At 37.7% G+C, this 16,422-nt stretch carries 18 protein-coding genes; 8 read left to right on the top strand and 10 right to left on the bottom strand.

Annotated elements, in window-relative coordinates; translation table 11 throughout:
- Positions 1–46 precede the first annotated feature (46 nt).
- The 3 genes from modB to V7654_RS10940 all read right to left on the bottom strand — a co-directional run bounded on the left by modB (position 47) and on the right by V7654_RS10940 (position 2,067).
- The gene (gene modB, locus V7654_RS10950; RefSeq protein WP_335430367.1) at positions 47–703 is read right to left on the bottom strand and encodes a molybdate ABC transporter permease subunit; all 657 of its coding nucleotides are present in this window, start codon (positions 701–703) and stop codon (positions 47–49) included.
- A gap of 6 nt (positions 704–709) precedes the next feature.
- Positions 710–1,492, bottom strand: a complete 783-nt coding sequence (modA, locus tag V7654_RS10945) for a molybdate ABC transporter substrate-binding protein (RefSeq protein ID WP_335430479.1) — start codon at positions 1,490–1,492, stop codon at positions 710–712.
- Between the two features lie 323 nt (positions 1,493–1,815).
- A complete protein-coding gene (locus V7654_RS10940; RefSeq protein WP_335430366.1) occupies positions 1,816–2,067 on the bottom strand; it encodes a YkuS family protein in 252 nt (83 codons plus the stop codon).
- 103 nt (positions 2,068–2,170) lie between these two features.
- Between V7654_RS10940 and V7654_RS10935 the strand changes: the two genes are divergently transcribed.
- A complete protein-coding gene (locus V7654_RS10935; RefSeq protein WP_207499526.1) occupies positions 2,171–2,302 on the top strand; it encodes a YuzL family protein in 132 nt (43 codons plus the stop codon).
- Positions 2,303–2,419: 117 nt separating this feature from the next.
- Here the strand turns inward: V7654_RS10935 and V7654_RS10930 are convergent, their stop codons facing one another.
- Complete coding sequence (locus V7654_RS10930; protein WP_335430365.1) at positions 2,420–4,042, bottom strand: ABC-F family ATP-binding cassette domain-containing protein; 1,623 nt, start codon at positions 4,040–4,042, stop codon at positions 2,420–2,422.
- A gap of 392 nt (positions 4,043–4,434) precedes the next feature.
- Here V7654_RS10930 and V7654_RS10925 point away from each other — a divergent pair, with 392 nt between their 5' ends.
- Positions 4,435–4,572, top strand: coding sequence for a hypothetical protein (locus tag V7654_RS10925; protein ID WP_023627787.1), 138 nt, complete (start codon positions 4,435–4,437; stop codon positions 4,570–4,572).
- Between the two features lie 143 nt (positions 4,573–4,715).
- Here V7654_RS10925 and V7654_RS10920 read toward each other — a convergent pair whose 3' ends face one another.
- Both V7654_RS10920 and V7654_RS10915 read right to left on the bottom strand, forming a co-directional pair.
- A complete protein-coding gene (locus V7654_RS10920; RefSeq protein ID WP_335430364.1) occupies positions 4,716–5,315 on the bottom strand; it encodes an SCO family protein in 600 nt (199 codons plus the stop codon).
- Between the two features lie 302 nt (positions 5,316–5,617).
- Positions 5,618–6,307 carry a Crp/Fnr family transcriptional regulator gene (locus V7654_RS10915; RefSeq protein ID WP_335430363.1) on the bottom strand — a complete coding sequence of 230 codons (690 nt, stop codon included), beginning with the start codon at positions 6,305–6,307 and terminating at the stop codon, positions 5,618–5,620.
- An 831-nt stretch (positions 6,308–7,138) separates the two neighbouring features.
- Here V7654_RS10915 and V7654_RS10910 point away from each other — a divergent pair.
- Together V7654_RS10910 and V7654_RS10905 are read left to right on the top strand one after the other, a co-directional pair.
- Positions 7,139–9,064: an endonuclease MutS2 gene (locus V7654_RS10910; protein ID WP_335430362.1), complete on the top strand. Its 1,926-nt coding sequence runs from the start codon at positions 7,139–7,141 to the stop codon at positions 9,062–9,064.
- Between the two features lie 487 nt (positions 9,065–9,551).
- Positions 9,552–10,385 carry a formate/nitrite transporter family protein gene (locus V7654_RS10905; RefSeq protein ID WP_335430361.1) on the top strand — a complete coding sequence of 278 codons (834 nt, stop codon included), beginning with the start codon at positions 9,552–9,554 and terminating at the stop codon, positions 10,383–10,385.
- A gap of 62 nt (positions 10,386–10,447) precedes the next feature.
- Here the strand turns inward: V7654_RS10905 and V7654_RS10900 are convergent, their stop codons facing one another.
- The gene (locus V7654_RS10900) at positions 10,448–10,615 is read right to left on the bottom strand and encodes a XapX domain-containing protein (protein ID WP_335375454.1); all 168 of its coding nucleotides are present in this window, start codon (positions 10,613–10,615) and stop codon (positions 10,448–10,450) included.
- 214 nt (positions 10,616–10,829) lie between these two features.
- Between V7654_RS10900 and V7654_RS10895 the strand changes: the two genes are divergently transcribed.
- The 3 genes from V7654_RS10895 (at position 10,830) to V7654_RS10885 (ending at position 12,633) form a co-directional block, all read left to right on the top strand.
- Positions 10,830–12,002 carry an MFS transporter gene (locus V7654_RS10895; RefSeq protein ID WP_335430360.1) on the top strand — a complete coding sequence of 391 codons (1,173 nt, stop codon included), beginning with the start codon at positions 10,830–10,832 and terminating at the stop codon, positions 12,000–12,002.
- 233 nt (positions 12,003–12,235) lie between these two features.
- Positions 12,236–12,439, top strand: a complete 204-nt coding sequence (locus tag V7654_RS10890) for a YozQ family protein (protein ID WP_335430359.1) — start codon at positions 12,236–12,238, stop codon at positions 12,437–12,439.
- Positions 12,440–12,474: 35 nt separating this feature from the next.
- The gene (locus V7654_RS10885; RefSeq protein ID WP_335430358.1) at positions 12,475–12,633 is read left to right on the top strand and encodes a hypothetical protein; all 159 of its coding nucleotides are present in this window, start codon (positions 12,475–12,477) and stop codon (positions 12,631–12,633) included.
- Between the two features lie 528 nt (positions 12,634–13,161).
- Here the strand turns inward: V7654_RS10885 and V7654_RS10880 are convergent.
- The 3 genes from V7654_RS10880 to yhfH form a co-directional block, all read right to left on the bottom strand.
- Positions 13,162–13,404 (bottom strand): transcriptional regulator SplA domain-containing protein, encoded by a 243-nt coding sequence (locus tag V7654_RS10880; RefSeq protein ID WP_335430478.1) that lies wholly within the window; start codon positions 13,402–13,404, stop codon positions 13,162–13,164.
- A gap of 28 nt (positions 13,405–13,432) precedes the next feature.
- Positions 13,433–13,606 (bottom strand): hypothetical protein, encoded by a 174-nt coding sequence (locus tag V7654_RS10875; RefSeq protein WP_335430357.1) that lies wholly within the window; start codon positions 13,604–13,606, stop codon positions 13,433–13,435.
- A 1,014-nt stretch (positions 13,607–14,620) separates the two neighbouring features.
- Complete coding sequence (gene yhfH / locus V7654_RS10870; protein ID WP_023613959.1) at positions 14,621–14,752, bottom strand: protein YhfH; 132 nt, start codon at positions 14,750–14,752, stop codon at positions 14,621–14,623.
- A gap of 324 nt (positions 14,753–15,076) precedes the next feature.
- On the opposite strand from yhfH, the gene V7654_RS10865 reads away from it, so the two are divergent.
- A partial coding sequence (locus V7654_RS10865; protein WP_335430356.1) for a PAS domain S-box protein occupies positions 15,077–16,422 on the top strand: 1,346 nt, incomplete at its 3' end.

The following is a 16,422-nucleotide window of genomic DNA, read 5'->3' as shown; positions in this document are numbered from 1 at the left end:
GCTTGCGCTTTTCTTATTATGTATGCCGGCAAATCCATTTGCATGCCTATGATTTTATAAGGGAAGTTGAAAAGAGCATGATAAATGATATTACCGCCATGGCAATTACCCAAAGCCAGGCAGCCTCCATATTTCCCGACTCGATCGCAACATAAATGGCTGTTGGAGCAGTCTGTGTCTTTCCGGGAAGATTACCCGCAAACATAAGCGTTGCGCCAAATTCCCCTAGTGCCCTTGCGAAACTGAGGATCAATCCGGTAACGAGGGTTTTAGCGGAAAGGGGTAATGTCACATACAGGAAAACCTTCCACTCACCGGCTCCATCCACTCTTGCTGCTTCCTCGGCCCCTGGGTCAATCGAAAGGAATCCACTTTTTGCTGATTGATACATAAGTGGAAAGGCCACCACCGATGATGCAATGACTGCAGCCCACCATGTGAACATAATTGGGCTTCCAAATATATTTTCTATCAGCCTCCCAACAGGGCTGTTGATTCCGAAGATGATAATCAATAAAAATCCTACTACTGTAGGCGGCAAGACTAAAGGCAAGGTCAAAGCTGTTTCAACAGCTGTTTTACCGAAAAAACGTTTCCTTGATAAGATTCTTGCCGCCAATATACCTGAAATGAAAACGATTATGACTGATATTGATGCGATTTCAAGTGAAAGCTTAATAGGTGTCCAAAAATCACTGTACATTAATAATCAATCCAATGCTGCTTTAAAGCCGTATTTTTTAAAAATATCCATAGCCTCTTGACTCCGCAGGAATTCGAAAAACTGAATTGCTTCATCAACATTTTGAGAAGAAGAGACTACACCTGCAGGATATATAATGGGATCATGCAAATCGTGTCCGGAGATTGGGGCCATCTTTATTTTATCAGAAATTATCGCATCTGTTTTATAGACAATCCCTGCATCGACATTTTCAGTCTCAACATAGGATAACACTTGCCGGACGTCCTTTGTATTAATGATTTTCGGTTCAAGCCTGCTCCATAAGCCTGTTGAAATGAATGTTTGTCGGGCATACTGCCCTGCAGGTACTGTTTCTGGCGTGCCTATGGCTATTCTTTTAATATCCGTTTTAAGCAAGTCATCAAGGGATTCAATGTTTTGTTTTTCTTTTCGCGCAATTAATACTAGTTCATTTCCCAAAAGATGGGCACTATGATTTTTATCAATCATCTGTTTTGCTATTAGCTGATTATATTTATCCTCAGCTGCTGATATAAACAAATCAACAGGAGCACCCTGAGCAATTTGCTGCTGAAGGGAACCTGAACCGCCAAAATTATAAATGATTTTCACATCAGGATTGTCGTCCATATATTTTTGCCCAGCTTCTTCTAGAGCTTCACGAAGACTTGCTGCCGCAGATACCGTAAGTTCTTTTTGCTCTTTATCCTTATCGCTTTGACAGCCTGTGATGATTAGCGATATGGCTATGAAAAAAAAGGTAAATATTTTCTTCAAGTGATTCATCCTCTCGTAGGTCATCTATAATAAAATAATTTGTTTTAGAACAGGTTGGTGTTTTCCTATTCATCTTGTTTTCGTGTAATATAGCTTCGCGCTTTTTCATGATAAAACCGTAAAATTTCAGAAGCCGATTTTTACTGTAAAGTTAAATAACAACAAAGTTTATGAAATGAGCGACTTATAATGAAATGACATAACTGATTATATCGAATTATTGAAGATGCGGCACAACAAAAAATCACAAGTTAGTGAAAAAGTCATTTAGAGGGGGGAGATGATAAATAGAGGAATAAAAAAACTGCCGTACAGCGGCAGTTTTGATAGAACTATTGAATGTTTCCGGATTTTTGATCGATCTGCCTGCATACCTCGTCTGCAGATAGGCCGCTTGCTTCGATTACTGAACCTTGGATTGACACATCTTGCATGCCCATGACGTTTGAATCAGTTCCGCTAACAACACAGAAATCGCAGCCTTGAGCATCAGCTTCCTGACGGAGTTCAACGACTTCATGTCCTTTTTCGCGAAGCGCAGCGGAAACGTTAGTTAAAGATTGTTCAACACCAATTCTAGCCATAACTTACACCTCCTCACCAATTTAAGTTGTCCGTGATAAGAATAAAATATTCCTTAGGCAAGACAATATTAAGGCATGATCAAAATCAACGGGAGGTGCCATAATGGCAAAACGCAAAAAAGATCCCTCAACCATTGGACTTAATTCTGCACAGGTTGAGGGCCAGGGTACAACTACAAGCGAAACGGGCAGCAGAACCGCTTCGTCTTCACGAAGAAAGCAGAAGAAGGATTAAAAGAGAGACCTTTGAGCAGTAATCCAATATCCAGTTCGCTTTTTCAAGTCAAATTAACAATGAAACAGCATGAAGAAAGACCCCCGGAAGAATCCGGGGGTCTTGTTGTTCATAAATTTATTGTGCGTACATTTCAGCAATCTGTTTTTGAAGTTCCTGATTTTCCAAATATTCATCATATGTCATCTGCTTATCTACAAGACCTGCAGGAGTGATTTCCATGATTCGGTTCGCAACGGTTTCAACAAACTGATGGTCATGGGAAGAAAAAATCATTGAACCTTTAAAATTGATCATTCCGTTGTTAAGGGCTGTGATTGATTCAAGGTCCAAGTGGTTTGTAGGCTCATCAAGAAGCAAAACGTTTGAACCAGATAACATCATTTTGGAAAGCATGCATCGGACTTTCTCTCCGCCTGAAAGCACACTTGCCTTCTTCAGTACTTCCTCACCAGAGAAAAGCATTCTTCCAAGGAATCCACGAAGGAAGCTTTCGCTGTCGTCTTTAGGGGAAAACTGGCGTAGCCAGTCAACCAAAGTTAAGTCGCAGCCTTCAAAGAATTCAGAGTTATCTTTAGGGAAGTATGCCTGTGTAGTGGTAATACCCCATTTGAAACTTCCGCTATCAGGCTCCATTTCACCAGCGAGAATTTTGAATAATGTAGTAACCGCAAGTTCGTTTTTTCCGACAAGCGCGATTTTATCATCTTTGTTCATAATAAAACTGATATTATCCAAAACTTTTACGCCATCGATTGTTTTAGTTAAGCCATCAACTCTTAAAAGATCATTGCCGATTTCACGGTCTGGCGTAAATCCGACATATGGGTATTTACGGGAGGATGGTTTAATGTCATCCAGAGAGATCTTATCAAGAAGCTTTTTACGGGAAGTAGCCTGCTTAGATTTAGATGCGTTTGCACTGAATCTGGCGATGAAGGCTTGCAATTCCTTGATTTTCTCTTCTTTTTTACGGTTTGTATCCGACTGCATTCTTAGTGCAAGCTGGCTGGATTCATACCAGAAATCATAGTTGCCGACATAAAGCTGGATCTTTCCAAAGTCAAGGTCAGCAATATGAGTACAAACTTTATTCAGGAAGTGACGGTCATGGGATACAACAATGACCGTGTTCTCAAAATTAATCAAGAATTCTTCAAGCCATTGGATCGCCTTAATATCCAGGTGGTTTGTAGGTTCGTCAAGTAATAGTACATCTGGTTTACCAAAAAGAGCCTGTGCAAGAAGTACTTTAACCTTTTCTCCGCCACCAATATCAGCCATTTTCTTATCATGAAGTTCTTCGCCTATTCCCAAACCTTTTAAAAGGATTGCTGCTTCTGACTCTGCTTCCCAGCCGTTAAGTTCAGCAAATTCACCTTCTAGTTCGGCAGCTTTCATGCCATCTTCATCTGTAAAATCTGCTTTCATGTAAATGGCGTCTTTTTCCTGCATTACTTCATATAAACGGGAATGACCCATAATTACTACTTTCAATACTTCTACATCTTCATATTCAAAGTGGTTTTGCTTTAAAACTGCAAGGCGTTCACCGGGAGTCAAAGATACGTTGCCAGCTTGCGGCTCGATTTCTCCAGATAGTATTTTAATGAATGTTGATTTGCCTGCACCGTTTGCTCCGATCAGGCCATAGCAATTACCAGGAGTGAATTTAATATTAACGTCTTCAAATAGCTTGCGGTCACCATATCTCAAGCCTACATTTTGAACTGTAATCATTTATTTAATAGCCTCCATTAATATATATCCCAAAGATTATAACATGTTTGACTGCCAGTAGCGAATTCTTTTTCTTTAGCCATTTCCAGAGGTTGCAGGCATAATATTAGTGTGATGAATGTACTTACCGTACAAAAGGAGTTTTTAATTGATTCAAAATGGGAAAAGGCGAGAGTAGGATAAATATGTTGATAATAAAAAGTGGCAGATTGAAGGTTGGATAGATAAAAAGTAACAGCCATTTTAAAAGAAAAGAGTATAAAGATTGAATTAGTTTATGGCCGTTTAAAAATTTCTTATACTATGTCAATTTTTTTGCTCGTTTTCACACATTTTTCATATTTTTCATGTAAAATAATAATAGACAAAGATGGATAAAAGGAGTTTTTGAAATGGCTAAAAAGCAGCTGGTTGATTTCGTTAACCGACTAAAAGAATCAGGGATTAAAGTCAGCTTCACTAAGCCAAAATCAGAATTTTTCTCCCTGCAAAAGACAGAGAAACATCCCACCACTGTAAATTCACACTAAAATAGCCCGGCTCTTTTCGGACGATTGTAGTTCAATACATCAAGCTAATCATCATCAGCCAGTACTGAAAACGGCCAATGAAAAACAGCTTATTGCGATCATAGTAAATAAAAAAGCGGTGTGCCAACACCGCTTTTTGCATATTATAATTCATCCATAATTGATTTAAATACTTTTTCCTTATCGAATTCTTCTCCCATAGGGAATTTTTTTATGAATTTATTATTTTCGTCAATTAAGTAAGTAAAGGTACTGTGTACGTAGAAACCATTTCCTGGATCACGGTATTGGAATTTAAATGTGTCGGCTACCTGTTTTATTTTTTGTTGTTCTTCCATGATTTTGGAAGGGTCTCCTGTTAGGAAAATCCAATTGCCATCATTCTTTAGTCCAAATGTGTCCATATAAGTTCTTAAAACCTCAGGGGTATCACGGTAAGGGTCGATTGTCACTGTAACGAACTGGACTTTATCGCCATATACGCCCTCATGGACTAGATCTTTCCTTAGTAAATTCATCTTTTGTGTTGTAGTAGGGCAAATATCAGGGCAGTGGGTATAAATAAACTCTACAAGTTTGATTTTTTTAGTGTTTTCCCCGAATGTATAATTCTTTTCTTCCATTGTAACAAGCGTAATGTCGTCTGGAATCTTAGCATTGGCATCCCGAATAAGGAAATAAGAGATACCAGCTGTGATTCCTATTAACACGATAAGTGAACTGATAATATATATTTTTTTCATAACACAAACCTCCCCCTTATAAGATATATAAATTCACAGGAAAATCATATGGACATTGTGTGAACTATGTTAAATAGGAAAGTTTCCGTTAAGACTCCAAGGAATGTGGCTCCTTGCAGGAATATCCTTTTTTAATTAAATGATCTCTTTCTAAATTACTTATAAGGAATATATTCTCGTTAGCTCTTTTTTGACCTTATATTGATGGCCTGAAACTGATGCGCTGGTTTTTAGTCTGAGGATAGAATGCTGGTACTGAAAAGGAAACTGCATTTTTACAGATTCATTTTTTACATAGATTGTTAGTCTATATTGCAATACTCAACTGGACAATTTTCACAGCCGATCTCTTGTTTTAAAAATTGCGGGTTGTGAATAATGATTCTTTTTCGATCAATGGATAAAATCCCTTCATCACGCAATGCTCCTAGCATGCGGCTTACACTTTCCCTGGCAGTTCCACAATAATTTGCCAGATCCTGATTAGTGATTGGAACATTTATGTAGATGCCATCCTCTTTTTCAATGCCATAGCTGTTGCAAAGACGGATGAGGGTTGAATAAAGTGCTCCTTTTTTGCCATGGAGGACGAGGTCGCGGAATTTCGTGATCGTTTTGCGTATATGATCGTTCATCCACTTAAGTAATTGATATGCCAGCTGGCTATTATTGAATAGAATTTGCTCCAGGTTTTCAATATTGATCGCCGCAGCTTCACCGTCTTCGAGAAGCTTGGCGTTGAATAAATATCTTGGTCCAACAGTAAATAACGTAAGTTCACCGACGATATCATTCTCCTTGCATAATCTCAAGTTCAATTCCTTACCCTCGGCATTCATTTTTGAGATTTGTACTTTTCCTGAAAGAATGATATACATTTCCTTCGCTTCTTGGCCTTCTCTAAATAAAAAATTACCTTTTTTATATTTTACGATCTTTTCAGAAACCTTTATTAATTCACTTATTTCATAAGAAAATTTTCTTTGATCCATATGGCCGGCCACTTAATCCCCACCTTTTCCGTCCTTTGTTTAACCTTATTTAAATGAAATATAAACATCAGGTCAATAGAGAAAATGTGAACATTTTATAATGCGATCTTTTGAAAAAGGCTTTTAGTAAATTTTGTTGCTTTTTACACAAAAGTAAAAAATGACTTCGGAATTTATGTCGATTTTATTAATTCATTTTTAAGGAAATTTTGCAGCACTTATAAAGGGGGAATGCATTAAAAATAAATCAAAATCATTGCAAAAACAGTCCTGGTAAAAAATTCTGAAATCTGGTTGACTTTATAGATTTTTGAAGGTACTCTATGGTGGAAGAAACTTTTTTAATAAGGAGTATGTTTTATGTTAGGTGTCGTTCTTAACTAATCCGTTAATTTTATACGGTCAATCCGGAATTTTTTAAACATGGCCTTTAAAAGGTTTATTTAGCCATGGTTCGGGATTGAAGGTTAAGAACAATGAACATAGTAAAGCATGCTGATATCCGAAAGCATAAGCTGTGTACATGTACACGGCTTTTTTTTATCGGAAAAAGTGCCGGCGGAAGGACCGCCAGGCATTCTTCAAGCCGCTTTGGACATTGTTCCATGGCGGTTTTTTGTGTTCCATTTATTCATTCTTCTGCAAATCATCAATCTTTTCAAAACACTTTTTTAAAATCTTGGCTGTTTTAAAGGTATTAGCACATGTTGATCGGAGCTTAGGGTGCTCGACTTATGCGGGATCACTGGACTCCCCGCTAAAAGTAAGTGACTGGAGCGGAGATCAACAGTCTAATTTAATAGAGCCTATAATTTAAGGAGGAAAATAAAATTGAACGAACAAACATTTAACGTACTAGGATTTAATAAGGTCAAAGAATTGATCGCAAGCTTCGCTATGACAGAGATTGGGCGCAAAAAAGTGAACGATATGCTTCCGTCCGTGAATGCCAAGCAAATTACATCTCGGCAGGAGGAGCTGGCAGAGGCAATCGAGATCCTAAAAATCAGTTCAAGTGTGCCAATCCATGGTCTCGAGGGAATGGAACTAGTCTTGAAGGGCTTTCATAAAGGAGTGCCTCTCAGGCCAGACCAGTTGGTCATGCTGTTGAACTTTCTTGAAACATGCAATAAAATACGCAGGTTTATGAAGGAAAAGGAATATTGCGCTCCCAGAGTTTCAGCATATGTATATGGAATTGAAGAACTGCCGGAATTGGCAGCGGAAATACAAAGGTGTATTCGAAACGGACAAATCGATGATTATGCGACCAAAGAGCTTTTAAAAATCCGCAAGCAAATAGCAATCCAGGAGGAGCGGTTAAAGGAAAGACTTAATCAGGTTCTTAAATCGGCGAAAATGAAACCTTTTTTACAGGAATCGGTCATTAGCCAGAGAAATGGACGGTATGTAATACCAGTTAAGAAGGAATACCGAGCAAAAGTGAAGGGAGCTGTACTCGATACATCTGCTTCTGGATCGACACTATTCGTTGAACCAGAAGAAATCGGTGCTTTCCAGGAGCAAATGGAATGGCTTTACGCTGACGAGCAGGCTGAGGTAGAAAAAGTTTTACTATCTTTGACTGGTATGGCGGAAGGAAGAGAGAAAGAAATTCGCCTTGCTATCGAAACGATGGTCCATTATGATGTGTTATTTTCAAAAGCAAAGTATTGCAGAGCCATTGATGCGAAAAGAGTCAATATATATGACGGGTCCCTGATCAGCTTCAAGGATGCCAGACATCCACTGCTTGGTGATAAAGCAGTCCCGTTAACGATGGAAATTGGTTCAGATTATCAAGCTTTGATCATAACCGGGCCGAATACTGGTGGTAAGACGGTTTCTATTAAAACAGCTGGATTGCTTGTCTTAATGGCCCAGTGCGGGCTGCATTTGCCTGTGGAAGATGAAAGTACATCAGGAATTTTTCATAAAGTGCTTGTCGATATAGGGGATGGACAGAGCATTGAACAGAATCTTAGCACATTCAGTTCAAGAATCGTCAATATCATTGAGATTTTAAAAGAATCAAATGATAAAACGCTTGTCCTTCTTGATGAACTAGGTTCCGGCACCGATCCTGGCGAAGGTATGGGGCTGGCGACGGCCATTTTGGAAAATCTTAATAACAAAGGTGCTACCTTGTTTGCAACGACTCATTATAGTGAAATAAAAGACTTTGCTGATCAGCATCCAGATTTCATGAATGGTTCAATGGAATTTGCCCTCGAGACCCTTAAGCCAACTTATCGCTTACGGATTGGGCAAGGCGGGGACAGTCAGGCCTTTGCTATTGCCCTTAAGCTTGGCATACATCCAAAATTAATTGAAAGAGCACATGAAATAACTTATAAGGCAGAAAAAAACTATACTGTTTTATTTGAAGATGACCCTTCTGCCTTAAAAGGGAGGGAACAGCAAATTAAAGTGAATAAGCATAAAAAGAGGGGACCTGCAGCAGAGAAAAAGACTGTAACGCAATATGATATGGGAGATAGCGTACACGTATCCACACTGGGTGAACTTGGAATCATTTATAAAGGACCAGATGAAAATGGGAATTATATTGTCCAGATCAAGGGTGAAAAGATCCAGGTGAATTATAAGCGTCTCAAGCTTAATATTCCTGCTGCAGAACTATATCCGCCCGATTATGATTTCAATATTATCTTTGAATCAAAACATAACCGTAAACTTCTGAACCAGATGGATAAAAAACATTTAGATGGCACAGTTATAAATTATGATGCCTGAGTGGAGAAGCCCTTTTCTTAGAGGGCTTTTTTACATACTCTATGATACATTTCATTATTGATTTGGTACTATGTTAGCTGGAGCGGAAAGCGAGTGACTCATTGAAAAACATTTGTATTTTGTACATGTGGTGTTGATTCATAGAAGTTTATTCAATGTATTGTGGCAAAAGTGAGACATGGAAGCCTTCGGAATGTGTGCGCCAGCAGATGAAACATCTTACTAAAAAGAAAAGCCACAAATTATACAAATTAGGCGTAAATAACGAGGGGAATCCCCTACCTCATGTAGAACGAAAGTCAGTAAATCACTGGAAACAGCATACAGAGACCATTGGAATTCTAAGAGACCGGGGTTGCAACCTTATGAAAACGCTTCAATAACTGTCAAAATTAGTTCATGGCAAAATCTATTAACAAAAGGAGGCTACAGGTATAAGATTAAGACATAATATGATTGTGATATAATTCACAAATGGAGGTCTTTTATGGATGTACAGCCTATCGACCAGGCAGTGAACACAGCGCTTAAAAAGAGGGGCTATTTGAATGAATCAAAAACGAAGTATCTGTTGCGATCAGCTCTAGCTGCTGTGTATATTGGTTTTGGAATTATGGTTTCATATCGGCTGGGTGAATACTTCTATGATTTGCATTCTCCTGGAACTCCAATTGTAAGCTCGATTTTCTTTGGACTGGCACTTGTACTGATTTTATACGGAGGAGCAGAATTATTCACTAGCAATACGATGATGCTGACGATCAGTTCATTAAAAAAAGCAACTTCATGGATGGATACGGTGAAAAACTGGATAGCTTGTTATGCTGGGAATTTTTTAGGAGCTGTTTTTTTTGCTGTAATCATAATGCTTTCAGGTCTATTTTCCTCGCCGGAAAAATCCCAGTATATGATGGAAACGGTAAATATGAAAATGAACACTCCGGTTTATCAGTTATTTTTCCGAGCAATCCTTTGCAACTGGCTTGTATGCCTGGCTGTATGGATTCCTTTACAAATAAAAGGAGATGGAGCTAAAATCGGGGTTACGCTGCTGCTTGTCTTTGCCTTTGTAGTATCAGGATTTGAACATAGCATCGCAAATATGGTTTTATTTTCGATTGCACTTCTTATTCCGCATCCAGAAACAATCAGTCTGGCTTTAGGCTTATTTAATCTAGTGCCTGTTACGATTGGTAATATTATCGGTGGAGCATTTTTTGTAGGCTCCATATATATTTACCTTAACGCGAAACCTGCAGAAGCTATGAGCAGCAAAAGCCTTCCGTCTGCAAAACCTGTTTACAGGCAAAAAGTTCTATAAAAATAAACAAAAAATCCGCGGATTTCCGTGGATTTTTTTTGGCTGTTAAAGCCTTAATTAAATCATTTGAAATAATTTAAAATCCATTCCCCGGCCAATCCACCTAAATACACCCCGACAATACCAAGAACTCCGGCAAGAACAGGTGGCGCTGGCAGCGGCAGTTTTAAAAATTTGAAAACAACCCCTACTAATAATCCTGCAAGTAAGCTTAACACAACTTCTTTCATAAAATCACCGCCTCATGTGGTTCAAATTGATGATGAACAATAAAATAGTGAGCAGACGTCTGATCACTTCAAAGCAACATTATTTTAACATGATAAATAGCAAATGGAAACGCTTTATATTTTCTTTTATTATCCTCTCATTTAAATAAACTATTCTTATATTTAAATAGTGGTAAAATATAACTCTACAACTTGTAAAGTACGGAGGGCATTTATGGAGACGCGAGTTAAGCGAGATATTTATTCGATGCAAGGCTTCTACCTTTTTGTGTTTTTTGGATTCGGAAGTTTGTTTCCTTTATTGAGCGTGTATCTAAGTGAAGTTGAAAAATTAAATGGATATCAAATAGGAATCATTCTGTCCATCGGCCCTGTCATCATGATTTTCTTTCAGCCCTTTTGGGGCATGATTTCGGATATGAAAAATCTTCATAATCGGCTGTTGACTTTAACAACCCTGATAACTGGAATTGCTGCACTCGGTTATCTGTTTTTTGAAAGTTTCTTCTCATTCATTCTCGCTGCAACCATCCTTGCAATATTTCAAAGTGCCATTATCCCTTTGTCGGATAGCATTTCGTTAAAATATACTAGCAATGCTGGCGTGAATTATGGAAATATCCGCTTGTTTGGCTCACTTGGCTTCGGAATTGCTGTTTTTATAATGGGGAAATTATCTGAATGGAATCCTCAGGTGATTTTTTATAGTTTTTTTATAACCTTGCTGATCGCTGCAGTTCTTTCTGTTAAAATGCCGAAAGAAGCTGCTGATACACCTAGTAGAATGATGTCTGGTATGAAGGAGTTAATGGGAATGAAACGATTCCTTGTATTCCTGGCTGTGACATTCTTAATTTTCGGTCCAAACCTTGCCAATAACTTTTATTTTAGCTTATTTGTAGAGGATAGAGGAGGAACATACACAGGAATTGGAATTGCATTTCTGATCGCTGTGTTATCCGAAATTCCGTTTATGAGGGTGGCAGGCGGTTGGATCAGCAAGCTTGGATTGATTCAGGTAGCTTTAATTGCTTCATTAGTATCATTAATAAGATGGATATTTTATTTTACTGAACCAAGTTTGTCTCTTATTTATTTCTCGGCTGTCATTCAAGGATTTTCACTTGGATTATTTATTCCGGCAGGGCTGCAATATATTAGGGAAATTACACCTTCTCAAATGACCGCAACGGCTGTTACATTTTACTCTGCGGTAGGCAATGGACTTGGAAATTGGTTTTTTACATTTATCGGGGGCATTATATTTGAGGAATTCACCATATATGTAGTTTATTTGTTTTTCGCTTTCCTCACGTTCATAGGTGTTCTTTTGACAGTCTGGCTTCTACAGGATCATAAAAAAATGCAAGTACAAACCTATAGTTAAAAATAAAACCCCTTCATTTAAGAAGGGGTTTTAAGTATGATTTTGCATAAAACAGCAACAGATTATTTTTGTGCCTTTATTCTAAGGGAAAGGAAATCCCAAAGGTTAAGCTATTTTATTATAAGCATGAAAGGAATAAAGGTGATGGTTGACCAGGAGTTTTGTGATTCTTAAAGTATGGTTTTGACTTTAATATCAAAAAATAAACATAGTTACGGAAAGGAGGGAATTTGATGGAAATGGGAGAAAGCAAGAATACTGACCTTGCAGGCCGTATGTTTGATACTTCTGACTACAAACGAAATGATGAGCTTTCGAATGGGCTTGCAGTTACACATGAACAGGCAAGTGATAGTTACACTGAGGGTGAAATCGGCGGTAAGATTGAACGGAAATCTGGAACCCAAAATGCTGTATCGAGAAGAGGATATCAATAAGTAACAAATGCCAAACTTGAAGTGAGGGAAGTATATTGTCACATAAAGGCGAATTCCAATCAAATGGAGATCAATATAAAATGCCAGATGCACTAAAACAAAAAAAAGACTTTGTCTATCGTGTTGGGTATACTGCCAGCACTGGTAATCAAACAAACAATCAGCATGAACCTGGGAAAAGATCCGATTTATAATAAAAGGACAGGCTCTGGAAAAATGATGCATTAGTACCTGTTTGGTACTAACATAATTAAAAAATATCTTTATACAAAAGAAAAGCACACCTCAAACTGGTGTGCTTTTCGCTCCATCAGGAGAGAAAGAGAATTTGCCGATTTAAAGCTTTCCGCGCCTAATTACTTTGTTGGGGGTAAGGATGCCTTTCTTTAGATAGACAAATCCTCCTTCGAATGCAGAGCCAAAAATGAGTTTAGATGATGCAGATAAAATCTTCATCAGCAATTCCTCCTCTTTAAGATGGCTTGCAGTATTCATATACCCTCATTTTATAAATAAAAACATGGAATTCTACCTGATGAAACCTTCTTAATATAAGACTCTTTTCATAAACTTTGTTGCTTTCACACTAGATTGTTTAATTCTGTAGATTGGATCGCCTGGAGCGGAAATCAACAACTGTTTGAAAAAACGACAATCAAAGCGAAAACAGCCTAATAAAAAAATCTCCAGCACAGAGCTGAAGAGAGAGGATTGAGTTTGCTTTATTGATAAAAGGGATCCATTGCGTCGAGATAAGCTTTTTCTGCCGCTGCGTGTGATGTGAAAAGGGCGTCATCATCTTCTATGACATGAAAGGTTTCGTTCAAAAAAAGAGCAAGGGAATTTGGATCCTTTGGGTGCGGAACAATTTCAGCAGCTTTTATGTTTGAAACTGTTGGAACATGTGGGTTCCTATAAATAACATATACCTCATCACCATTTTGTAAATTCTTAGGATCAATCATATCCAATTCTTATTACCTCATTTCATTGTTATAAATTTTCATTTTGCTGCTTTATTTCATCACCAGTAAGTAAAATGTTTCCGGCTTCAATATCCCGATGCTCATCAACTGAGCCTCCGGGTACAAATCTTTGGTTAGGTGTGTAAGTAGATTTCAGCGCATCTTTTCCATTAAGGATATTTTCGTCTTTGTTAAATGTCATAACAGTTCACCCCCTGATACAGATATGTTTTGTATTATGAGAAAGGGTTATACTTATTATTTCCAATGAGAGTTAACTCGAAATTTGACACCAATTTGACATATGTAACAGGTTTTACGAAGAGTAGTGGGTGGTATAATAAAAGTGTAAAAAGAAGTTGCTTAACATCTTAGGAGGCTCAACCAAGGTGTTCGTTCCGTAGTGAACGAGGAAAAGGTTTATTCCTTCAATGATATTTTGTAAGCGCTTTACCTTTAGCGGAAATAACAACGCTCTTGGAAGATTTCTTTATCGATGTTCGTCACTAGGTTAATATTTATTCTTTCAGAAGGTCTTGATTAGAAGGGTAAAAGCAGAACTTCAGCTTATTCAGTTAAGGTACGCTGGAAAGAAGCTTTTAACCAAAAGAAAACGTGAATACAAAGACTTGTTCTTTATTAACCGTTTTTGGAGATAGACTTAAAACACAATTATTAAAAATCGTTAAGGAAAGATGAATACAAAACCGAAAACAGTATTATTGAAATCTTACAAGCAAACAGTCTCAATCCTTCTTGTTGGTTGTATGGGATTCTTGCAATATTTCCGTGGGTAAAAGCAGCCTATAAAACATCAGGAAGTCTCTCGGTGATTATACCGAAAAATGTGTTTGTAAAGGGTCTTCATAAAATCAGGGAATACCTTTTTATGAAAAGACACCTTTAATGCGGAACAAACACACATCGGCTATAGTAATGAGGATTTTACAACTCAATAGTACCAAAGTGTTTTGGGCTGATGGTGGTTGGGTCTCCTAAGATGTTAAAAAAGAAGCTCCGAGTGGGGCTTCTTTTTTATGCCTGAATTAACACAATCGATAACAATATCCTGTATGGATAAGTCATTTTCAAAATTTTGCGGGAAGTCTTAAAATTTCCGCAAAAAAGGCACCTCCTCGCAAGGCGCCATTGCTAAAAAAATAGAAAATAAAGATTCACAACCGTAAAGTCGATATTCTACTTTTTAGGATTGATTTTACTCCTCCTTTTTAGATAGACAGCGGTCACATTCCATTAAATAAGATTCTGCTTGCTCATGCATTCCTTCTCCGCACTCAGGGCAAACCTTTTTTGGTAAATTACGAAAAAACTCAACTGGACTCATCATAACTTGCTTTTCCTCCTTTTATAGTACAATTTATTTTTTATATAACCTGTTATAGTACAGTATAAACACAAAAAAAGAATTTGTGTAGACTTTTTTTTAGAAAATTTTAAAAATAGGTGTTTGTTCCTGTTTTTATAATAAGGGTAGGATAACAAGAAGGTTTATTGATTGAAGAGAATAGGGAAGTCTGAATGAAACAATTTATTTTTATAGTCAATATCTAAAAGTGACAAACTTATTACAAATTATTCTATACCCCCTTTTAATCTATGCCATTTTAACTTACAATCGATATGAAAACTCTAATTAGGGAATGATGCCTGAATGGATAATGCTGAATTATCCTTTAATCCAATTCTGTTGCTTGTTGCAGTATCATTGACGGTAATGTCTTCGTATACAGCTCTAGATTTATTCAGTCTTTTAAAATCCTCTGACCGGAATAAACGGTTTCTTTTTTTGGGCGGGACTTTTTCCCTTGGTATAGGAATATGGGTAATGAATTTTTTTGGGATGCTTGCTGTTAATCTAAATGGTACTGCTTCATACCAAATTCCAATCACTATCTTTTCCGTTATCCTGTGTATTTCCTTTACCGCAATGGCCTTTTATACGCTTACTGGAAAAACGGTAAACAAGGCTAACGTATTTACTGGCAGCTTTTTCATGATGCTGGCTGTCCTGGCTGTACACATGCTTGGAATGTTTTCAATGAAGCTAAATTTCATTTACGATCCAGTCATATTAATTATTGCGCTGGGGATGGTTTTCGCTTCCTTTTACTTTTGTTTCTGGATGCTGTTTTTCTCTAAAAGCTTTAAACAAGGCAACCATGGCTGGATAAAGCCTTTAAGTGCTCTAGTAGTAACAGCGGCGATTGTCGAAGGTCATTTCCTGCTTTCAAGGGCTTCTTCCATATATAACAGGAATGGTACTGTTGAACAGTCGGGCATTCCTGAATCATTAATCAGTTATATTATCGTGTTTGTTTCAGTTTTGATTCTCGCGGGTTTGATAGGTTCAAGTGCCTTAATTAGCAAAAGGCTGGCGGTTACTGACACCAATTTGAAGGACATTACAGATGCTTTGAATGCATCAGCGATAGTTGCAATCACCGATCCGAAAGGGAATATAACATATATTAACGATAAATTTATCGAGATTTCTAAATACAGCGAAGCCGAATTACTAGGAGAGAATCATTCCATTTTGAACTCTGGGCTTCACTCAAAGGAATTCTTCAAGGAAATGTGGAAGACAATTGGTTCTGGCCAAGTATGGAAGGGTGAAATCCGAAATAAAGCCAAGGATGGATCGATCTATTGGGTACACACTACAATTGTTCCCTTCCTGAACAGTAAGGGAAGACCCTATCAATATGTATCAATTCGATCTGACATTACACAAAGGAAGCAGGCTGAAGCCAGTCTGAAGGAAACCCTTAAAGAGGTCAGCGATATTAATTTTGCATTGGACCAATCGTCCATAGTAGCCTTTACCGATGAAAAAGGAATAATCAAGAGCGTTAATGAAAAGTTCTGTGAGATTTCTAAATACACTAGGGAAGAGCTGATCGGCCAAGATCATAGCCTTCTTAATTCCGGCTTGCATTCTAAAGAATTTTTTAAAAACCTTTGGAAAACGATTGGTTCTGGCCAAGTATGGAAGGG

It is taken from the genome of Bacillus sp. JJ1609 (genome assembly GCF_036967045.1).
Lineage (GTDB): Bacteria > Bacillota > Bacilli > Bacillales > Cytobacillaceae > Mesobacillus.
This window is presented reverse-complemented; position numbering and strand designations above follow the sequence as displayed.